Annotated in this window: 18 protein-coding genes and 1 riboswitch; of the genes, 3 read left to right on the top strand and 15 right to left on the bottom strand. The window is 45.7% G+C overall.

Annotation, left to right across the window (positions count from 1 at the left end; genetic code table 11):
- Positions 1-9 precede the first annotated feature (9 nt).
- Positions 10-1,008 (bottom strand): hypothetical protein, encoded by a 999-nt coding sequence (locus J7623_RS31385; protein ID WP_291929264.1) that lies wholly within the window; start codon positions 1,006-1,008, stop codon positions 10-12.
- Positions 1,009-1,522: 514 nt separating this feature from the next.
- Here J7623_RS31385 and J7623_RS31380 point away from each other — a divergent pair.
- The gene (locus J7623_RS31380) at positions 1,523-2,041 is read left to right on the top strand and encodes a GNAT family N-acetyltransferase (RefSeq protein WP_291929261.1); all 519 of its coding nucleotides are present in this window, start codon (positions 1,523-1,525) and stop codon (positions 2,039-2,041) included.
- 248 nt (positions 2,042-2,289) lie between these two features.
- Here the strand turns inward: J7623_RS31380 and J7623_RS31375 are convergent, their stop codons facing one another.
- The 4 genes from J7623_RS31375 to J7623_RS31360 all read right to left on the bottom strand — a co-directional run bounded on the left by J7623_RS31375 (position 2,290) and on the right by J7623_RS31360 (position 6,273).
- The gene (locus J7623_RS31375; protein WP_291929256.1) at positions 2,290-3,522 is read right to left on the bottom strand and encodes an MFS transporter; all 1,233 of its coding nucleotides are present in this window, start codon (positions 3,520-3,522) and stop codon (positions 2,290-2,292) included.
- Between the two features lie 97 nt (positions 3,523-3,619).
- Positions 3,620-4,570: a helix-turn-helix transcriptional regulator gene (locus J7623_RS31370; RefSeq protein WP_291929254.1), complete on the bottom strand. Its 951-nt coding sequence runs from the start codon at positions 4,568-4,570 to the stop codon at positions 3,620-3,622.
- Between the two features lie 94 nt (positions 4,571-4,664).
- Positions 4,665-5,255 (bottom strand): hypothetical protein, encoded by a 591-nt coding sequence (locus tag J7623_RS31365; RefSeq protein WP_291929252.1) that lies wholly within the window; start codon positions 5,253-5,255, stop codon positions 4,665-4,667.
- 253 nt (positions 5,256-5,508) lie between these two features.
- On the bottom strand, positions 5,509-6,273 hold the full coding sequence (locus J7623_RS31360; RefSeq protein ID WP_291929248.1) for a MerR family transcriptional regulator: 765 nt from the start codon (positions 6,271-6,273) through the stop codon (positions 5,509-5,511).
- Positions 6,274-6,605: 332 nt separating this feature from the next.
- Here J7623_RS31360 and J7623_RS31355 point away from each other — a divergent pair, with 332 nt between their 5' ends.
- Positions 6,606-7,706: a UDP-glucose--hexose-1-phosphate uridylyltransferase gene (locus tag J7623_RS31355; protein WP_291929245.1), complete on the top strand. Its 1,101-nt coding sequence runs from the start codon at positions 6,606-6,608 to the stop codon at positions 7,704-7,706.
- Between the two features lie 42 nt (positions 7,707-7,748).
- On the opposite strand, the gene J7623_RS31350 is transcribed toward J7623_RS31355, so the two are convergent.
- From J7623_RS31350 to J7623_RS31310, 9 genes are all read right to left on the bottom strand, one after another.
- Positions 7,749-8,879 carry a DUF5074 domain-containing protein gene (locus J7623_RS31350; RefSeq protein WP_291929242.1) on the bottom strand — a complete coding sequence of 377 codons (1,131 nt, stop codon included), beginning with the start codon at positions 8,877-8,879 and terminating at the stop codon, positions 7,749-7,751.
- A 183-nt stretch (positions 8,880-9,062) separates the two neighbouring features.
- Positions 9,063-9,274, bottom strand: a riboswitch (cobalamin riboswitch).
- Between the two features lie 136 nt (positions 9,275-9,410).
- Positions 9,411-10,775, bottom strand: a complete 1,365-nt coding sequence (locus tag J7623_RS31345; RefSeq protein ID WP_291929239.1) for an aldehyde dehydrogenase family protein — start codon at positions 10,773-10,775, stop codon at positions 9,411-9,413.
- Between the two features lie 2 nt (positions 10,776-10,777).
- Entirely contained in the window at positions 10,778-11,482 is a 705-nt protein-coding gene (locus J7623_RS31340; RefSeq protein WP_291929236.1) for a gamma-glutamyl-gamma-aminobutyrate hydrolase family protein, read from the bottom strand.
- 2 nt (positions 11,483-11,484) lie between these two features.
- Positions 11,485-12,621 carry an iron-containing alcohol dehydrogenase gene (locus J7623_RS31335; protein WP_291929234.1) on the bottom strand — a complete coding sequence of 379 codons (1,137 nt, stop codon included), beginning with the start codon at positions 12,619-12,621 and terminating at the stop codon, positions 11,485-11,487.
- 10 nt (positions 12,622-12,631) lie between these two features.
- Positions 12,632-13,990 carry a glutamine synthetase family protein gene (locus J7623_RS31330; protein WP_291929232.1) on the bottom strand — a complete coding sequence of 453 codons (1,359 nt, stop codon included), beginning with the start codon at positions 13,988-13,990 and terminating at the stop codon, positions 12,632-12,634.
- Positions 13,987-15,303: an ethanolamine permease gene (gene eat, locus J7623_RS31325; RefSeq protein ID WP_291929231.1), complete on the bottom strand. Its 1,317-nt coding sequence runs from the start codon at positions 15,301-15,303 to the stop codon at positions 13,987-13,989. The genes J7623_RS31330 and eat overlap by 4 nt, the downstream gene beginning before the upstream one ends.
- Positions 15,304-15,404: 101 nt before the next feature.
- Positions 15,405-15,890 carry a molybdopterin-dependent oxidoreductase gene (locus J7623_RS31320; protein ID WP_291929229.1) on the bottom strand — a complete coding sequence of 162 codons (486 nt, stop codon included), beginning with the start codon at positions 15,888-15,890 and terminating at the stop codon, positions 15,405-15,407.
- A 234-nt stretch (positions 15,891-16,124) separates the two neighbouring features.
- Complete coding sequence (locus J7623_RS31315) at positions 16,125-16,904, bottom strand: sterol desaturase family protein (RefSeq protein WP_291929227.1); 780 nt, start codon at positions 16,902-16,904, stop codon at positions 16,125-16,127.
- 90 nt (positions 16,905-16,994) lie between these two features.
- Positions 16,995-17,591, bottom strand: a complete 597-nt coding sequence (locus J7623_RS31310; protein WP_291929225.1) for a Crp/Fnr family transcriptional regulator — start codon at positions 17,589-17,591, stop codon at positions 16,995-16,997.
- Positions 17,592-17,689: 98 nt separating this feature from the next.
- On the opposite strand from J7623_RS31310, the gene zwf reads away from it, so the two are divergent.
- Entirely contained in the window at positions 17,690-19,195 is a 1,506-nt protein-coding gene (gene zwf / locus J7623_RS31305) for a glucose-6-phosphate dehydrogenase (protein ID WP_291929224.1), read from the top strand.
- 99 nt (positions 19,196-19,294) lie between these two features.
- Here the strand turns inward: zwf and J7623_RS31300 are convergent, their stop codons facing one another.
- Positions 19,295-20,257, bottom strand: coding sequence for an endo-beta-N-acetylglucosaminidase H (locus tag J7623_RS31300; protein WP_291929222.1), 963 nt, complete (start codon positions 20,255-20,257; stop codon positions 19,295-19,297).
- Between the last annotated feature and the right edge of the window lie 12 nt (positions 20,258-20,269).

Below are 20,269 nucleotides of genomic sequence, written 5' to 3'. Positions count from 1 at the left end.
GACCAGAATTTAAATTGGAACAAATACCGATAATACTGCTGAAACAGTTTCCTCTCTAAATCCTGTAGTCAGTTTTGCTAGTACTGCGGGATCAGATACTGGATAGAACGACTGCAGCCGTTTATAAGGAACAATCCCCCTTCCCGGTATATTTCGATTTTGCATGGTAGCCCATAGTTGATATACTGTTCCCTCAAATTTTAGGTTGATTTCGGTCCGTACCTGTGGGGTAAAGAGTCCCGTTTTATCTATAGAATCAACAATTGCTTTGATTTGAGCTGTAAGTATCCGCGGTTTGAAATCTTCCGGGTGATAATCTTTGCCTGACACGAACTGCTTGGTTACTTCAGCGAAATGTCTGTTGAGAATGTGCATTAGCGAAAATTCAGTAAACTCGATAGTCTCGCCGCAGAATTGGTAAAAACAATCGCCTGGATCTGTATTTTCCAATATCTCTTTTGCTAACAGGTACATCCAGCGGGAGCGAAGATACAGGCCCCATACTTTATACTTGTAATAGTAGGTGCCGGAGTGCCCTGGCCGGCTGGCGATATTTTCCAGCCTGTCAAGAGTTTTTCTGTCCGCTTTTGCTTCTTTTGTTGCTTCCTGGAGTAATAGATCGGTGTGCCCACCAGGTTGTATCAACCTCTCCCATTTTTCTGCCTCGTCGATCAGGTATTGTAGATCAGAATCCCTTTCCATCTGTGGAACAGTTCTAAGATTCCCGCGCCCGTCCGTCTTGACATATCGGCTGCCGCCGGTTATGTCATGGAAATATGTTAGATAAATTTCTTTGAAGCGGCCTTCCTCTGCAAATGCATATTTCCCAAGAGGTTCTCCAAGAAATCGCAAGCCTGCTTGTACATGGGCCTGTTCAATAGCGGAAAGCGGGATGCCGGCGCTCCCCCGTGCAACCAGGTCATCGTATATTGCCCTCAAACGATTTTTTTCTGCTGGGGTATCGTTTCTGTTTTCCAGATCCGTTTTTAAATATTTCCCTTTTGCCATTGTCCGAATATAAAAATAAATACCAGAAATGGAGTTCGTGTGTCAAACTGGTGCCGGTTGCAACTAGGGTATCGCATTTTCTATTTTTTTGAAAGTGCCAGCATTTACCTGAATAGGTACACTTTTTTCGACAATTGAGCAGATGTTGAATTATGAAAAAACAAATTGGTGTATTTGCGCCCAGGCTTTTTAAAAGCATAACTAGAAGGGAGGTGAGCATGGAAGATGGTCTGGGACTACAAACGGTCATATGATATATATTATTTTTTTATATGAAAATTTGCTTGTCCAATCACATATTATGATTTCTATTCCTTCGATTTGGCTTAAGTATCAAGATGTAATTCAGCTAAATTTTTAAGATCCTTCAAAAATTGTTCGGACAAATGTACCGTCATGCCCACAAGAAAAGAGTGCTAAAGCCGCTATTATAGCGGCTTTTTTGTTTTTGTAAGGTGAGTGCCGCTCATTTTGCAGGTACCCAGGGATTCTCAAAAATGAGTACTTTTAACCCTTGGAAAATCAGGGATTTTTAATTCCAAAAGAAGAACCTCAAATGTCTGAACCAGGTACTCAAATATTCCGTATGCAGAAGTTGCTTGATCATCCTTTTGATCCTCCATCCTGGCCAGCAGACGTTTCCCTCACGGAATTAATTCCGGATATAGCAAGAGAGGTTCACGATCTTCTTACCCTGGGGTATAAGAATGGTGGCGGCTCGGTAGCCCCATTTTCGGATTGGTGGTCAGGCCTGTTATCTGATGCTGAATTCGATGCTTCTCTCTGCTTTTTGGCACGGGATACAAAAGGTATTATTGGGATTGCGCAATGCTGGACCAGTGCATTTGTAAAAGACCTGGTCGTCCACCCACGCAGACGCAACGAAGGGATTGGCGCATCGCTGCTTTTACACGCATTTGCAGTTTTTTATCATCGGGGCGCCAGAGCCGTTGACCTGAAAGTTGAGGAAGGAAATACATCTGCTATTAGACTCTATTTGAAATCAGGAATGCAAGCTATTTGGTCAGCATGACAGGAATTTCAGATATACTTGGATACACTACATTTACCCTCTTTTTTTACAATAGCTTTACAACAAATTTTACAATAAACCCCTTTGTTATGGCTATTGTACAATTGAAAAACACAAATGGCGCAATGATGGAACTGCTGATGAGAATGTCATATTGAAGGATGATATCTTATTTTTTATAGCCAGCCACCGTGTTTTGCATCATGTAGAGAAAGTCAGCTTTGGACACGGGCTCGATTCCTGCCACCTTACACTTCCACAGACACTGATGGCATCGGAATTACCTCATGGCTTTCTTCCGCCCCTTTCCATTTCGTTTTTACCAGGCAGAAGAATGTGATTAGGGCTATAAAGCCATAAGCTATTCCCAGTGTCACCTGGTTGGTGATGGAAATAGTGTTTACTATTAATGAGCTCAATATGGCGGTCACGACAGCAAATCCGCCACCTGTTAAGCCGCTTGCTTTGCCTGCAAATTGCGGAAAGCGAATCAGGCAATACGACATCAGGTTATTGAACAGGAACCCGGCAGTGCTGTGTAACAGGAAAACATATATAAGCAGCGTAAATAAATTGTGGTAGTACCTTGTCAATGGTATCATAATGGCTGCTACTACCAACTGTGATACACTGGCCAGCAGCATTTTGGGGCGGAATGGATTATTTACCAGTATTCTTGATATCATACCACCAATCATTACTGATATGCCGGAGAATAGTGCACAATAACCTGTTATAGTGGGCGGGAAGTGCAATTGTTTCTCAATCAAAAAGGGACTACACATACTATACAGCAGTATCATTCCATATGTTAACCCGAGTACAACTACACCAAACGTAAAATCAGGTGTTTTAATCATCCCGCTATAGGCTTTTGCTATTGATGACACGCTGAATGGTTGCGCTGCTTTCATCGATTCTCCACCAATAATCAGTTCAATAATGAAGAACATGAGCCCGAAGTAGCCGAGGAACAGGAAGTTGGAAGACCATCCCCAGGTGGTTTGAAAATATCCGCCAAGGAAAGGTGCTACAATGGGACCTATAGCCCAGATGACCGAGAAAATACTGGTGTATTTTTTTAATGCTGCACCTTTATACAGGTCTATAAAAAAGGCACGCTTGCTGATGGCGATCACTGCTACACTAAATCCCTGTAATATCCGCATGGCGTAGATCACCTGTAGATGGGTGGAGTACGCAATAATAAAGCTGGACACGCTGAATAACAGTATGGATATCAAATTGGGTATATAGCGGCCATAGCTGTCGATCAGCCCACCTACGATCAGTTGTGAAACACCATAACTGATGATAAAGAGAGACAAAGTGAGTTGAATAGCGGCTGGTGAGGCGTGTAACTGTACCGCCATATCGGGCAGGGAGGGAATAAAGATGTCCATCGCAAAACCAGATAGCGGCATCAGGCATAATGACATGATAGTATTCCAACGGGTAGTTGATGCTTTGATCCTTCTCATACTTGTTGCTTTAAATTAGCGCTGTAAAATTAGGAAGCCTGGTAGCTATCAACATTACACGTTTCAAAGAGATGATTATACAAATCAAAGATGCCTGTTACTTTCGTGGTGCTGCCGGTTTCTTGTTCAGGCAGAACTCCAGGGGAGACTGATTAGTAGATTGTTTGAAATATTTATTAAAGTGAGAAGGGTATTCAAAACCCAGTGCATAGGCGATTTCAGAGATGTTCCAATTGGTATTGCGCAGTAAGGTTTTCGCTTCGGCGATCACACGGTTATGAATAATTTCACGGGTCGTTTTATTGGCATGTTTTTTCACTACACTGTTTAAATGGTTAACATGCACATGTAGCTGATCGGCAAACCAGGCAGGGGTTAATAATTTCAGGGGAGATTCAGGTGAATCTACCGGGAATTGCTGGTTCAGTAAGGTAAAGAACTCATTCGCCAGCCGGTCACGGGTTACAGCAGCGATGGCAACCGGTGTTTCTGATTTTTGCTGTAAACGGATCCCTTCGTGAATGAGTAGCTGGAGCAGGTTGCGTATCATATCCCATTTAAAAGGATAGTCGGATTCCTGCAGCGCCTGCATTTGTGTGAAATAAGTGTTTATCCGTTGTGTTTCTTTCTTTGTAAGCAGGACAACAGGCATCAGGGATGCATTAAACAGCGGACATGCCCGCTGTATATCCGGAGGAATGCTCCCTTCTATAAATGGAGCGTTGAATAAGCAATAGAGGCGGTCATACGGTCTGTTTATTTCTATGGAAGTAGCTACCGACGGATTGGTAAAGATCAAACAGTTTTGATCCAGCGGCATTTCCTGTTCATTATACAGGAGCGTACCGCTACCTTTTGTATCAATGTAACCCAGGCAGATCTTGAAATAATCGCGCCGGTTAAAAGGCGTTTTTACTGTAGTGGTAAGCGCTTTGCGTACATTAAAGTGTGCTTTCCCTGATTCGTGCAGGAGTGCTGATGGAATGTCATAGCCGGTGCGCCTGTAGTGCTGCAGTAGCGATTCGGTGGGAATGATTTTTTCTTTCATAACCTTATGATCTTATATAAATCAAAGGTAGTGGAATTTAAAAGATCGTTCATCCCGCACGGCGCTTTTTCCACATTTGCACCGGACTTGTAATTTATTTAATCGTTACTTTCGGTAGTTGATAGCTGGCTATTGCGTTTAAAAGTTTGCTTTTTTCTTTTGGCAGGTTTTTTAAGAAAGGTGTTACGTCGTCGCCATAGGCCCGTTCGCTGCCGGCAAAAAGCAGTACGCCCTTTACGCCCTTGCTGTTGACAGCATGATAACGATATACATTCCTTTCTACAATTTCTACACGTTTTCCGTCTGCAGTATTCTGACTAATGAGGAAGTCGAGGATGTATTCACCATTCTTTTCATAAACATTGTAATTGACTACCGGGTTAGTGGCCTTCAATTTCTTTAATTCTTCGATTTTCGCGCCTGCAAGGTCTTTGGACTGGAAATCGCCTTGCAGAAAGTCAATGGTGACAAGTGATTTAAACTTTTCCAGGTTATCACTGGCCGTAAGGTACTCCTGTTTGTAGTAGTTGTTGCTGGGATGTGTGGTCCATACCAGGGTATAGCTGTTGTTGTTTAGCTGGAGAGGTCCGGGAATGTGGAGGTAGTCCTTCGCGTTAGACTGTGCGTTTGCGGAAGCTGCCCAGAGCCCCAGTACGAGGCTTAACATTTTTATTTTGCGATTCATGGGATGCCAGATGATTAAGGGTTATGACGAAATAGATATCTGTGCGTGTTAAATTAAATATAATATATTGAGCTGTTATTAACGGGCAAGGTAGGTGAAAATGTTGATGATGTGCATAGAATAGCGGAGATAGTTATCCTGAAAAGAACAGTGAAATAAAATAGGATGCGAGAAGGTTATATAACTGATGTCTTTTTTAATGTGAGATATTTGATTATTCTGAAAAAGCCGGCATTTCGCCGGCTTTTTCATTTTATCCTTTCTTCCTCAAATAATACCCCGTTGCCTCACTAATAAAAACCGCGATTTCTCTACCCGGCAGGCCATCCGGTGCGATAGCTGCATTCCCGGCTGTATGTAACTCCGCCATTTTTCTCAGGTAATCCAGTTTCCCTGCTTCGGGTTTACCACCAATAAGCCGGTCAACCAGTTCCTGACGTTGTTCAATGCATTGTTGTACTGCAGGGTTGTCAGGGCCTTCAGGCATCAATGCTAGCAACTGTGCGGTAAGGTTATTTAAGGCCGTTTGTATAGCGGCCATCTCGTCTTTGCCCAGTGCGCGTAAATTATTTTCTACGGATGCGATGGTAGCATCACCCCACTGAGAGATGGCGGCTGTTCGGTGCGCCGTTATTTTGTCCTGTGGGATGCCTTCGTATAAATCTTCAGCGTGTAACATAGTGTTGTTTTTAAGTGTTACCAATGTTTTTTCAATGGTACCAATCAATGTGTTGATCCTTTCCTTCCTGGCCAGGAGCGCTGCTTTATGTGCTTCGAGCGCCTGCATCAGGTCAAATGCAGGGTCGTCGAGGATAATGCAGATCTCTTTCAGTGGAAAGTCCAGTTCCCGGTAGAAGAGGATCTGTTGCAAACGAAGCAGTTCTTTTTCGCCATATAGCCGGTACCCCGCGTTGGTACGGACCGAAGGTTTTAATAAGTCCATCTTGTCATACAGGTGCAAGGTGCGCACGCTCACACCTGCCAGACGGGATAACTTTTTTACAGAATAATTGTCCATCGTTTGGATTTATACCTTATCGCAACAAATGTAGGGTATGACGTAAGGTAAGAGTCAAGGGAAAAATCAGTTTTTTTTGGAAATTTTTCGGGAGAAGGAAAAAGTGATGGCCGGATCTAATCACCGTTCCGGATCGGGATGGCGGATCGAAAAGAAGCAATTATCTGACAAACGAATGATAAACAGGCCCCGGATAAGGATTTCACAACCTGATATTGTCTGAAAGACATAAATATTTTCCCCTGAAAGGTGCAACTATCTCCCGGAATATTATTTTTACGCGTATTTTTAACGCTTATTAATCAGTTGACCATAAATACCTCCCGGTAAGTATGGTTATTGCAATCATCGAAGCACCTTCATTTATGCACAAATTCCAGTTAGAAGACCACCCTCACCAGCGGTTAAACATATTAACGGGTGAATGGGTATTAGTATCGCCACATCGTACCAAAAGGCCGTGGAATGGCAAAGTAGAGAAAGTAAATAAGGAACCTTTGCCTGCCTATGATGCCTCCTGTTATTTATGTCCGGGTAACAGCCGGATGGGGGGAGACCTGAATCCTGACTACAAGGAGCCCTTTGCTTTTACCAACGACTTTGGCGCCCTGATGCCGGATACCCCGGCAGGTGTGGAGCAGGTGGACGACTTATTACATGCGCGCGGCGTAAAAGGTATTTGCCGTGTAATCTGCTTCTCTCCCCGGCACGATCTTACCCTGCCCTTAATGGAAGTGGCAGACATCCGTAAAGTAATAGGATTATGGGAAGATGAATTCCGCCAGCTCTCCGCCGATCCGGCGATTAAGTATGTTCAGATTTTTGAAAACAAAGGGGATATCATGGGGTGCAGCAACCCGCATCCACATAGCCAGATCTGGGCAACCAGCGATTTGCCGGCAGAACTGATTAAAGAAACATCTCACCAGAAAAAATACTACGACAGTACCGGTAAAAGCTTACTCCAAAGCTATATTGCCCAGGAGTTAGATAAACAGGAGCGTGTGGTAGTAGAAAATGAACATTTTGTGGCGCTGGTACCTTTCTGGGCGGTATGGCCTTTTGAAACCATGATCGTCAGCAAACGCCACGTAACGGATATGACGCATTTTACGGAAGATGAAAAGCAAGCGTTGGCGGCGATATTGAAAATATTGGCTACCAAATATGATAATCTTTTTGAAACGTCTTTCCCTTACTCTGCCGGCATGCACCAGGCGCCTGTGAATAGTGGCGCACATCCGGAGTGGCATTGGCATATGCATTTTTATCCGCCTTTATTACGCTCCGCATCTGTGAAGAAATTCATGGTGGGATATGAGCTGCTGGCGAGTCCGCAGCGTGATATTACGCCGGAGTGGGCAGCTAAGAAATTACAATCGCTGTCAGATGTGCATTATTCTTTGTTGGAAAATGTAAGTGCCGGACAATAACACAAAAGGCTGACGATTTCGTCAGCCTTTTGTATATTATGTTTATTCATGAAACACTGGCATAGCGGGGAAATACCAGCCGTTATAAGTCAATGTTTTTTTCAGGGTAGTAGTGGTGGCGTCATAAATCAACACACGGTTGACGCTACCAGTCATTGATCCGTTGATAGTAGTTGCCACCAGTTCATTTGTTTCTTTGTTGTAAGCAGCGCCTGCGCCGTAGAAATATTGACCAGTAGGAAGGGTGATAAATGGCGTGGTTAACGACGCAGCATTACCAATTACATAACGATATAGTTGGGTACCGCCGGCAAAGTTGTTGTTACGCACGATGTAAATAGCATTTTCCTGGGTGGAAGCACTGATACCTGCATGACGCCATGCGCCCCATGGAGAAGGAACGGTGAAGCCCAGTTTTACCGCTGTACGGGTGAGTGTAGCAGGATCAATACGCACCAGGGAATCAGCCGTGGTAGCATATACTGCGCCGTCTTTACCAGCAGCAAAGCCAAGGTTAGCCGCACCGAATTTTTTTACCACCGCATAAGTGCTGCTGTTCAACGCTACAATACCATCTGTTTGAGATAATACAAAGATGTAGCTGCCAAGTTTCAGCATATCACCGGTATAGCCGGATACACCACTGATTTTAGTACCCACTGCCAGGGAAGGTAACGTAATCGGATATACGCCGTCGCCGGTGCTTAACAAGCCGTGTGTAGCGTCTACGCCCAGGAAGGCATGTCCGTCGTTGCCTGGCAGGGTGCTGATACGGCCGGTTTCCACCATGCTGCCGCCATCGGTGACTACCAGCGGGCCACCTGCTTTCACTACGATGTACAGTTTATCATTGAAGAATGTAGCAAATTGCAGGGTGTTGGAAGAGCCACCTAAGGCACCGGTTGGATTTTCCAGCTGGTATACATTCTGTACCAAACTATCACCACTATACGAATAAAAATGAAGGTCGCCGGTGCCATGACCAAACCAGCCTTCGTTGGCAATAAAGAAACCATTGGCATATTTACCGGTGATCAATGAAGCGGTAACACCGGTTTTAGTGTTGGCGTTCAGCTTTTGTAAGGAGGAAGAGGTGAGCGCATCTTCTTTTTTACAGGAAGCGATGAATAGGGTAAATGCTACAAAGAAAAAGGACAATAACTGTTTTTTCATATAATAATTGTTTGGATTGATGACATACCTTTCCCTGTCCGGATGGTTGGTCCGGAAAAAAACAACAAATCAAGAAGGCCGATGTTAGTACATCCGCATAAGGCGCCCTGGGGTAAATAATACTTTACTCAATAGAATATATGCCGTTAGGCTTACATCCCTGGCCTTTCACCCGAAAGCGCTGAATGATTGTTCACAGCTGGCAGGTCTTCTGGCTCTCCTGCTTTTCCGGCAACCTTCCCATCTGTGGTAAGACAGACAGTGGTATGGAGTATCCGGAAAAACGATTCATTCTAAAATGAATGCAGGATCACAGCTACGGGGATAGCTCCGGTATTTCACCGGATTCCCTTTTAATCCCGCCAAAGGCGGGAACCAATTGTGGATGCAAACGTACGGGAAAAGGAGCATAAAGCAAAAAGCATAAAGCAAAAAGCTATTACAGCGAATGATCTAAGCGTATATAATTAATCGCAAAGATCATTCGCTGTAATAGCTTTTTGCTTTATGCTTTCAGCTTTATGCCTTATGCTACGGCTTCATTTGCCATGATTTTGTTTTCGTAAACGCACGCATGCCCTGATGCGACAATGTTGCACCAAAACCAGAATGTTTTCTGCCAGCCCAGGGTAATCCGGCGGTAACGCGATCGCAGCAGTTCCAGTAGCCGGTGCCACTATTCACCTGTGAAAGAATTTCTTCTGCTCTTGCCTGGCTGTTGGAATATACAGATGCAGTGAGGCCATATTCTGTTTCATTCATGAGGTGTATGGCGTCTTCATCTGACTGTACCTTCATGATACCGATAATGGGCCCAAAGCTTTCTTCCTGCATCACTTTCATTTTGTTGTGTACATGCGTGAGAACGGTTGGCTCAAAGAAATTGCCATCATGCTCAATGCGTTTCCCTCCCAGTAAAAGGGTAGCGCCCCTGATCAGGGCGTCTTTTACCTGTCCTTCCAGTACTTCCAGTTGTTCCGGCCGGGTTAAGGCGCCAAAATATACGCCTTCATCAGTAGGAAGCCCGAGTTTCCAGGAACGCACGGCTTTTACAAATTCGGTGACGTATTCATCGTATACTTTTTCGTGTACGTATATCCGTTCTACGGCGCAGCAGCTTTGTCCGTTGTTATAAAATGCGCCGTCGGCGGTACCTGCAGCTACTGCGGCGATGTCGGTGATATCATCGGTAACGTAGAGCGGGTCTTTGCCACCCAGTTCCATCTGGCAGGGCACCATTTTCTTTGCTACTTTTTCGTAAATGAATTGCCCGGTTTTATAGGAACCGGTAAAGAAGTAGCCATCAAAGGGGATATTCAGCAGTGCTTCTCCGGCGTACTTTCCGCCGATACCTACTTTAAAAGCATTTGGATCTACACCTGCTCTTACCAGCAGTGTTTCTATTTGTAACGCCGTGAGGATGGCGTATTCAGACGGTTTATACAGTACGCCGTTGCCGGCCAGCAATGCAGGAATAAAAACGTTGACACCAACCAGGTAAGGGTAGTTCCAGGCAGAAATATTACAGATGACACCGAGCGGTTCGTACGTTATTTTTTCTTTTAGTGTATCCGTATTCGTTACCCATTCGTCTGCCAGGTATTTTTCCGCATTGTCGACCATCCACTGTACACGGGCCCTGGCACCATTGATTTCGTTGCGCGACTGCTGCAGGGGTTTGCCTGTTTCAGAGGTGAGTACGGCGGCCAGCTTTTCAATATTTTTTTCCAGTAGCTCATTGAATTTGCCGATGATCTTTACGCGCTCGGGTAAAGGTATTTTTATCCATTGACGTTGTCCCACCCGTAGCAGCTTGAATTTTTCCATCAGAGAAATATCGGAGTCGTCACGCAGGGTTTTAATGGTAACTCCTGTAGCCGGATTAATAATTTTCATGGTTAATGGTTTCTTACTGCTTGAATAAATTGTGCTTTTATTTTCTGCGAAAGCGGGTTCGTTTCTTTGTTGGGCATTCTTTCCGGATGCCATTGTACACAAAGCATAAAAGCTTTGTCGGTTTTGTCTTCAAACTCGATGCCTTCAATGATATTATCTGTCGAAGTAGCGCTGATCATCAGGTTGCGACCCAGGTGACCAGGATGAATGGCCTGGTGATGGGCACTGTTTACCTGTCCGCTGGTGACGCCGGTGATGCTGTGTAGCAGCGTGTTTTCGCGGATGGTGACGTCGTGTATTTTATCTGCTGTATCTTTTTTATGAATGTTGTTGGCAGCTTCGCCGATGTCTTCATATACTTTTCCGCCTTCCAGGATATTGATATATTGTAATCCTCTGCAGATGCCGAGCACGGGGATGTGCTGCTGCTGCGAGTATTCATAGATCTTTTTTTCAAACGCATCCCTTTCCGGTGAAAAGTGTGACGGCTGATGTGGATAAGGAGTACTGCCGCCATAATAGGATGGTAATACATCCACACCACCCGTTAATACAAAACCATCGCAGCGGGGGATGTCCTCCACGTTATCATCAATATAGGAAAGGATCACCAGTTCCAGGTCCTCACCCAGTTCTGCAGGCGTGAACCAATGTTGATAGTTAGGGGCGCTGGCTTCCGTTAAACTGATCCCTATTTTTTTCTTCATAGCTACAACGCGTTTAAGTATAATTGTTTGAAGTCTTCCCGACTCACCGGTTTAGGATTGTTGGGATGTGCGAAGTCGGCCAATGCCAGATCTGCGAGGGTCTCTATATGTGACTCTTTTACGCCTATTTCCCGCAGGTGATGCGGAATGTTCACCTGGCTGTTGAGATCAAAGAGATATTGCACTACTGCCTCACCGGTTTCTTCTTTCAGTTCCAGGGTTCTGGCGATGCGGCGGAATTTATCTTCAAAGCCGGCGATGTTGAATTGCATGCCATAGGGAATATTTACTGCATTGGCGAGCCCGTGATGAGTATCCAGTAAAGACGACAGCGGATGCGCCAGGGAATGCACCACGCCGAGACCTTTCTGAAAAGCGATGGCGCCCATCATAGAAGCCATGAGCATATTACTCCTGCTTTCCAGGTCAGGTTGATGAGTAGCTTTTACCAATGATTTATTAATGAGATAGATACCTTCTAAGGCAATGCCATCGCACAGGGGATGTGGATTCTTAGCCAGGAATGCTTCCATGTTATGGGTGAGCGCATCCATGCCGGTGGCAGCGGTGATAAAGGGAGGCAAATCCATGGTGAGCATGGGGTCTGCGAATACAATTTTCGCCATGAGTTTAGGCGAGAATAATATTTTTTTCTGATGGGTGTCGTCGTCGGCAATGATAGCACTCCTGCCTACTTCGCTGCCGGTGCCGGCGGTGGTAGGCACCGTAATGAAATGAGGAACGTCGTTGGTAACGTAGATATCGCCGCCAATGAGGTCGTCGTATTTAAAGAGGTCTTCCCGGTGGTGGATGCGTAGTACAATGGCCCGCGCTACGTCTATAGCGGCGCCTCCGCCGATGCCGATGATGCAGTCGCGCTGCGTGGCATCCCATTGCTCAGTACCTTTATATACATCACTTTTTACCGGGTTTTTGTGGATATCGCTGAATACTTCCACCGACAACTGATGGGCGTGCAGGTCAGCCACAATGCCTTTAAAAAAGGAGAGACTGGCCACGGTGGGATCTGTAACAATCAGGGGGCGTTTAAGGCCGTTTTTCTGCAGGTATGCAGGTAATTCTTTGATGACGTCTGCACCGAAACGGATGGTAGTTGGAAAGTTGTACTGAAATGCCATATGCTGTTGCTTAGATGATTTCGAAATATCTTTTAAGTTCCCAGTCGGTGACTGCTTTAGCGTATTGTTTCCATTCCCATTCTCTTGTTAAGGTAAAATGTTCTACGAAATCAGCGCCAAATAATTCTTTCGCCAGGGCAGATCCTTTCATTTGCTGTGTGGCCATGTGAAGGTTCTGAGGTAATACACCATTACTGGTGTCTTTGTACCCATTGCCGATGGTAGCTTCTTTCTCCAGGGACAATTTATTTTTCACGCCATATAGTCCTGCTGCGAGGCAGGCGGCTAATGCGAGGTAGGGATTGGTATCTGATCCTACTACCCTGGTTTCCAGGCGTGTGGCTTTTGGATTGCCGGGCAATGCCCGCAGGGCCACGGTTCTGTTATCGATGCCCCAGGTGAGGGTAGTGGGTGCCCAGGCCCCTTCTACCAATCGTTTGTAGCTGTTGATGGTGGGGGCTATCATGGGGAGTATCTGCGGTAAGCAGTGTAGTTGTCCCGCTATATAGCTTTTCATCAACGCACTCATTTTGTGCGGATCTTTCTCGTCGTAAAATAAGTTGTGTTTATTATCGGCATCCCATAAACTCTGGTGTACGTGACCGCTGCACCCGGGAAGGTTTTCATTTATTTTAGCCATGAAAGTGGCCAGTATACCATGTTTATAGGCAATTTCCTTGACGGCTGTTTTGAATAATACGGCCTGGTCAGCGGCAGGTAATATATTGGCGTACCTGATGGCTGCCTCATATACGCCGGGACCGGTTTCCGTATGTAATCCTTCTACCGGAATATCAAATTTTACCAGTTGTTCAAACAAGCTACTCATGTACTCATTTTTCAGCGCACTGCGTAAAATGGAGTAACCGAACATGCCGGGTGTCATGGGTGTGAGCTCCCGGAACTGTTTCTGGTGGGCGGTATCCGGTGTTTCTGCAAAGTTGAACCATTCAAATTCCTGGGAGAAGTAGGGAATAAAACCGTTTTGCGTGGCATCGGCCGATATTTTACGCAGCAGTTGCCGGGGACAGGTATAAGCGGCTGTATTGTTTTCCATGACAAAGTCGCCGAGAAAAAAAGGGACATCATTTTCCCAGGGAATTTTCCGGAAGGTGCTGAGATCTATTTTTACCGGCGCATCGGGATAGCCGGTGTGCCAGCCGGTATATTTGACATTGTCGTATACCACATCGCTCATATCCCAGCCAAAGGTCACGTCGCAGAATCCCAGTCTGCTTTCCACTACGGAAGCGAATTTTTCAGCAGCAATATATTTCCCTCTCAATACCCCGTCGATATCGGTAACGGCTATCTTCACTTTCCCGGAAGGGTGCTGCTTTACGTAGGCTAATATGTCTGATGTAGTCATGTATGCGCAGGTTTAAATATTTTATACAACAAAAAAGCAATGATTAAAATGGAGAAATAAATGCCTCCCAGTAAGGGATTGAAGAAGAACATGGCGATAATAGAGACGGTGGCGATGACCAGTGAAATCAGCGGGAAGGCCGGATAGAAGGCCACTTTGAACGGACGAGGTAAATCCGGTTCCCGTTTTCTTAAAATGATAATAGACACCATGGAGATGATATAAAGTGTGAGTGCCCCGAAAACAGACACGATAATAATTTCGGCTGTTTTACCGGAGAGGAGTGCCAGGATACCGATCACCATATTACCGATGAGCGCATTGGCGGGGGTATGAAAACGGGGCGATATTTTGCCCAGCATAGCGGGCAAATTATGCACACGACCCATTTCGAAGGTAGAGCGTCCGGCGGCGAGAATGAGGCCGTGAAACGAGGCGACGAGCCCGAACAAACCCACAGTGATCAGCAGGTGATACATCAGGTGATCGTTGCCGGTAATTTTGGCGAGCGCTAATGGCAGGGGAGAGTCGGAAGTATCTCCGCTGACGCCGTTTTTATAAACGATGGCTTCCCAGCCGGCAATACCGGTAGCGGCCACAAAAACGAGTATACATAAAATCGCCAGTGTAAGAATGGCCCATCCAAATCCTTTACTGATATCCCGTTGGGGATTTTTCGTTTCTTCGGCAACGTTGGCGATGCCTTCAATGCCCAGGAAGAACCAGATAGCAAAAGGAATTGCTGCAAAGGCGCCGCTCCAGCCATTTGGCAAAGCATTATGCGTAAGATTCGCTGTTTGGAATTTGGGTAGTGATATGCCGGAAAATAACAACAGTTCGCCTACTGCCAGGATGGTGACCACCACTTCAAACGAAGCCGCGGCTTTTACACCATACACATTCAGGGCGGTAAACACAAAATAGATGGCAATAGCGCTTGTTAAGATGGGAACCTGGGGGAAAAATGCGTTGAAGTAGGCGCCAATGGCAAATGCAATGGCAGGAGGTGCCAGGATAAATTCTACCACCTGGGCAATACCTGCAATGAAGCCGATATCTTTGCCCATGGCCTTGTTGGCGTAGTCAAATACGCCGCCGGCTTTGGGTATGGCACATGCCAGTTCTGCATAACTAAAGCTAAAGGTAACGTACATAACCATGATCACAAGTGTGGCAACGGCCATTCCGCCAGTGCCTCCTTTTTCAAGTCCAAGATTCCAACCGAAGTACATACCTGAAATAACGTATCCTACTCCAAGCCCCCACAGCATAAAGGGAGTCAATGTTTTCTTTAAGCCCTTGTTTTGTGTCATTAGAAAGATCTTGATGGTGTGCACCCTAATATAACATAAAATAAAATATTTTTATAGTAAGTATTTTGAAGAACAATGATAAGAAGCAGCCCTGTTTCGTGTTAATCTTTGGCCGATCGTATAATCATGGCCGTTACTCCCCAGATCCAGCGGGCGGGTTTCTTTTCTCCGGGGACCACTATACGAAAAGGACCTTTTTCCGCCGGCAGCGGCTGTCCGTCTACCTGGTTGGCTAACAGGATTTGCCGGTCAGTAAAGATGCTGTCCAGCTCCGGCAGTGCAAATATTACTTTATATCCATCGGCTGATTTTACCAGCAGGTACTTTGTCATGTTAGCTCCTCTCAGTTGTGCCCCCAGGGTAACACCTGCCTGTTGCAGGATATGATACAGCGGCACGCCGGTATACCGGTGTGCTTTTCCATCTTTGTCGGTAGCGGTGACGGTTATTTGTTGCATCGCGGCAATATCGCTGCTACTGAGTTTTAGCGGGGTATTTACTTCTCCTTCTACAGAGATGGATTGTGCCCGGACGAGAGCGGAAAGCAGCAGGGCAACTGCCAGCAGGGAAAGTTGTTTGTATAACATATCGTATAATGAACAAGGTGATAAATAAAAGCCATACTGTTAACAATGAAAGCAAGGGCAGCCAGCATGAGGAAAACGAGTAGCCATGGCGTACCCATCTCCCTGAAAATAAATATAATTGAAAAATACTTCAGGAAGATTATTTCAGGGGCGGAAGAGGGAGGATATTTGGGGGAGATATATAACAAGAGGTGCCGATCCTTTGCTTCAAAAAAAGATCAGCACCTGCCAAACTTATGCTGCTACCGGCTTTTCGAACCGGAGGGCCTGTAAACGGTCGTATTCTTTTACATAGTCGGGATTTTCAGTGCCCATCATACGGTCCCAGAAGCGGAAATACAATCCGTAATTCCCCCTGAATTTTTTATGGTGCAGGTTATGATGGGTGGACGTATTGATGACTTGAAACAGCCATGAATGGCGGAAATTTTTGGGCATAATTTCGTAGCCCAGGTGCCCATATACGTTGATGATAAAACCACTGATGGTAAACAATAAAATAGACAGGGGATGTAATGGCATTACAAATGCGATCACTATCAGCACGCCGCCTTCTACCACTGCTTCAGCCACATGAAAGCTGTAAGATGTCCACGGTGAAGGGTTGGTGCTTTCATGATGTACCACATGTGTTAACTTAAACAGGCTTTTATGGTGCATAAGCCGGTGCATCCAGTAAAAATAGGTATCGTGTACCACCAGGCTCAGCGCCACACTCACGCCAACATACCAGATAGGAAAATCAGAAAGGTTAGCATAGATCTGTGTATACTGCCGGATAGGCGTAAACAACAGCACCATCGTAATACCGGTAAATACCAGCGTACTTTGCATGGAGTACCATATTTCGCGGAAGAAATCTTTTTTGGAGGCGAGCCGCTGCTGGATCTTAAAACGATTCCAGCGCTTAGGCATCAACAGGTAAAATAGTGCAAAGGGAATACCTGCCAGCAAAAAATACCGCAGGGCAGAGAGCAGGAAAATTTTACCTGCCGCCGTTACTATCGGATCCATAAACCAATCATTTTAGGTTCCAAAAATAACGTAGCCGCCCGGCAGAAGTGGTTAACAAAGGATAACTTCCCATCTTAACAAAGGTTAATTTCAGCCTTTTCCTTTGGTGTGCAACCGCTTCCGGATACGACTCAGCGAAACAGGCGTAATGCCCAGCATGGAGGCAATGTACTTGTCCGGTACCCGGTTTACCAGGTCGAAACGCCCGGTGAGCAGGTTCAGGTAACGCTCTTCCGGCGACAGGGTAACAAAAGATTCTATCATCTGTAACGACTCCGACAACATGCGCATCAGCACAAAATTCCGCAACGGCTCATATTCCGGGTGGGTTTTCAATACGGCTTCCAGCACATCATAGTCTATTTCCAGCAGGGTAACGGGTTCCAACGCACGATAAATAAACCTGGAGGGCTTCCGGTGAATAATAGCATCGTGGGAAGCAATGAACTGTTCTTCCCAGCGGAGAAACAGCGTAGCTTCATCGCCGTTAGTTTTAATTGCGTAAGCCCGCATAATGCCCTGTTCAATGAAGGCAAGACGGCGCGTGGTGGCTCCTTCGCGAATATATATTTCGTTGGCTTCCAGCTTTACCATCCTGGTCATGGAAAAGAGGGGGGCGGTATCGGCAGGTAATATGCCGGCCAGCTCAAATAATAGTTGTTGTAAGGCGGTTTTTGATGTACTCATATCTGTTACAGGCACAATAAGCAATTGCTAATGTAAGTTTAATTCACATATTCCGGGAATTGATGCTTAAATTACAGCACTATTAAACCGATGCTTAGATGAAACCTGGAAAAATAATCCCCGCGTCTATCACCATCTTTGGTGCTAAAGGGGACCTGACAAAAAGAAAACTGATCCCGGCACTTTATAATTTGTATACCGACAAGCACCTGCCGCCGGTGTTTAACATCTACTGCGTAGACTTTCTACCGGAAGATGAAGCCGCCTTCAAACTTGATCTGCTGGCTGGTATCAACGAATTTAGCCGGAATGGAAAGGCTGATGAAAAAGAATGGGAAGGATTTGCTAAAAACATCACCTACCTGCAGGGCGACTTTCTGAAAGCAGAAACATACACCGGGCTTAAAACCAGGATGGAGGCTTTTGAGAAGAAACAGAAAAAGGACAGCTCCCGTGTATTTTACTTTGCAGTAGCGCCCCGTTTCATTGAAATCATCGCGGAAGCCTTGTATCAGCACAGCCTCTGCTGCCGCGAAGACCTGGACCGCATTGTAGTGGAAAAGCCTTTCGGCACCGACCTGGATACCGCTAAGAAACTTAACCGCTTTTTAGGAAAACGTTTCGCAGAAAAGCAGATCTACCGTATTGATCACTACCTGGGCAAGGAAGCGGTACAGAATATCATGGCATTCCGTTTTGCCAACTATGTATTTGAGCCTTTATGGAATAAAAAATATATCGATCACGTTCAGATCAGCGTAGCAGAAGAAGTGAGCGTAGGCAAACGTGGCGGCTATTATGATGGCGCCGGCGCCCTGCGCGACATGGTGCAAAACCACCTGCTGCAACTGCTCTGTATTATAGCCATGGATGCCCCTAAGTTCTATAAGTCTGAGCTGATCCGCGACGCCAAAGTAAAAGTCCTGAAAGCCATCCGGACCTATACGCCGGCGCAGGTGCTTAAAAACGTGATCCGCGGACAATATACCGCCGGCAACGTACACGGTGGCCCACGTGTGGCTTACCGCAAGGAGGAACACGTAGCGCCTGCCTCCAACACAGAAACCTTTGTAGCCGCAAGGCTGTTTATCGACAACGAAAGATGGAAGGGCGTACCTTTCTTCTTACGCACCGGTAAATCCATGCCCGTACAATCGTCTGTGATCGTAGTCCAGTTTAAAGACTCGCCTAATAAAATCTTCAAAGACGACCTGACTCCGAATCGCCTGATCATTAGCATACAGCCGGAACTGGAAATCAGCTTACTGTTTGAAAGTAAAGTACCTGGTCTGAAGATGAGGCTGAAGCCCGTGGAAATGGATTTTACCTACCAGGAATCCTATACGGAAACTATCCCGGAAGCATACGAAGCATTATTGCTGGATGTGCTGGATGGCAACACCACGCTGTTTATGCGTGCGGACCAGGTGGAAGCCGCCTGGAAAGTGGTAATGCCGATACTAGATACCTGGAAGAAATATCCCGCTAAAGAGCTGCATTTATACAAAGCAGGCACCTGGGGCCCTACTGCATCTACTGCTTTATTAAAGCCATATGCGAAGGATTGGTTCCGTTTGTCGGCCAGGGAGGAAAACATTAAGTAACAGCTTTTAGCCATTAGCTTTTAGCAAAATGCAGCGAAGATAACCAGATAGGTCTTCGCTGCATTTTGCTAAAAGCTAATGGCTAAAAGCTAACAGCTATTACGGTGTATACGTCACACTACTACCATACAAAATATTAGATACCCCGGAAAAATAAGTATGCTTATCTGTGCTGGTAAGGTTATACCATAAATACACCCCATAGCCGTTATTCTTCGTTTGTGTAGCCAGCGAATTGGCGGTGCTTTGACTGGTACTTTGTATATCCACTGCTGCAGGGGCTAAATTGCTCTTCGGTAATCCGGCCACGTTAGGTACGGAATAGGTGCCGTAGATGGCATTCCAGCTATAGTTAACAAGGTCGCCTACTTTTTTGCCGCCATAAGATAAGCGGGAAGCGGCGGGGCCGTAGTAATAGAAGGAGATGATTTTGGAAGGCATTAATTTCCGCAGTTCATCTACCAGCATAACGAAGGAGCTGTCGTTGGGTTGTGTGGTGCCGTTGTTGCCATATTCCGCATATTCATCGTCGAAGTCAATTCCATCTAATCCATAGTACGCCACGGTATCAGCGCATTGCTTCGCAAAAGCACGGGCGGCTGTTCTGCTGGTAAAATTGCAGATACCGGCGCCCTGGTGGTTACCGAGTATAGACAATAATACCTTCATGCCTTTATTTTGCAAGGGCACAATCTGTGTGGCTTTATTCACGAGCACATTGGATACGTTGGTGTTGTTGGATAATACTGCCTGATGGGTAGTGGTATTGTAGTTGATATTCGCTGCAAAAATGATAGCGATATCAAAGAGTTGTTGTCCGCCGGTAGTGAGCGTGTATTTGCCGGTATTGAGTAAACTGTTGCTGTTTACTTCTACATAGCAAACCGACATCCCACCGGTTTTGGTGACCGTTTTAGTGGTGATGGGTTTTACGGCGGCGTTGTTGGTCGTAATGGGTTGTAAACCTTTTTCATTTTCTTTTTTACAGGCGGCTGCAAAGAAGAGGGTAATAGCAACGGTGGTGCCGGCGGCTGTCAGCCGCGGGAAAGGGAGTTTTTTCATAACAACATTTTA

The organism is Chitinophaga sp., assembly GCF_017745275.1.
GTDB lineage: Bacteria > Bacteroidota > Bacteroidia > Chitinophagales > Chitinophagaceae > Chitinophaga.
This window is presented reverse-complemented; position numbering and strand designations above follow the sequence as displayed.